This is a genomic window from Paenarthrobacter sp. CM16 (assembly GCF_013179505.1).
Lineage (GTDB): Bacteria > Actinomycetota > Actinomycetes > Actinomycetales > Micrococcaceae > Arthrobacter.
Window position 1 is genome coordinate 1 of sequence record NZ_JABMCX010000599.1, and the last position, 661, is coordinate 661.

1 protein-coding gene and 1 pseudogene are annotated in these 661 nt (G+C 64.6%); both read left to right on the top strand.

The window, feature by feature from the left end:
- Positions 1-426 (top strand): aldo/keto reductase (locus tag HP499_RS24740; protein ID WP_172326640.1); only part of this gene is annotated, 426 nt, incomplete at its 5' end.
- A 15-nt stretch (positions 427-441) separates the two neighbouring features.
- Positions 442-661: pseudogene (locus HP499_RS24960) on the top strand (hypothetical protein); the annotation flags it as partial.

The following is a 661-nucleotide window of genomic DNA, read 5'->3' on the forward strand; positions in this document are numbered from 1 at the left end:
CTGGTTGACCTCATCGACCACAACGAAATCGTCCCGGCGGTCAACCAGATCGAAACCCACCCCTTCCACCAGCGGGCAGCCGATCAGGAACTGATGCGCGAACGCGGCGTCCAGATCGAATCCTGGGGACCCTTCGCCGAAGGCAAGAACAACCTCTTCACCGATCCGGTCCTCAGCGCCATCGCCGAAGCACACGGCAAGTCAGTCGCCCAGGTGGTGCTCCGCTGGCTCATCCAGCGCGACGTCGTCGTCATCCCCAAGTCAGTCCGGCCCGAGCGGATGGCCCAAAACCTGGACGTCTTCGACTTCACCCTCACCGAAGAGCAAATGACCACCATCACCACCCTGGACACCGGCGCCAGCCTGTTCTTCGACCACCGCGACCCCGCCATGGTCAGCTGGCTCGGCGGCCGCCGCTACAACTAAAGCGCCGGCAATCCCGTGGCCCTCAACCCTTTGAACGTCAGCCGGCGGTCCGCCCTTCGCGGAGCGGCCGCCGGTCTGACCGGTGCCCTGCTCGCCGCAACAACAGCAGCCTGCACACCCCAAGGACCACCCACCGTGCCCTCAACAGACACCAGGCCCCCACCAAACAGCACAGGACCAGGCCAGGGAGGCCAACGGGTATTGCTCGCCTACTTCTCACGGGCAGGTGAAAACT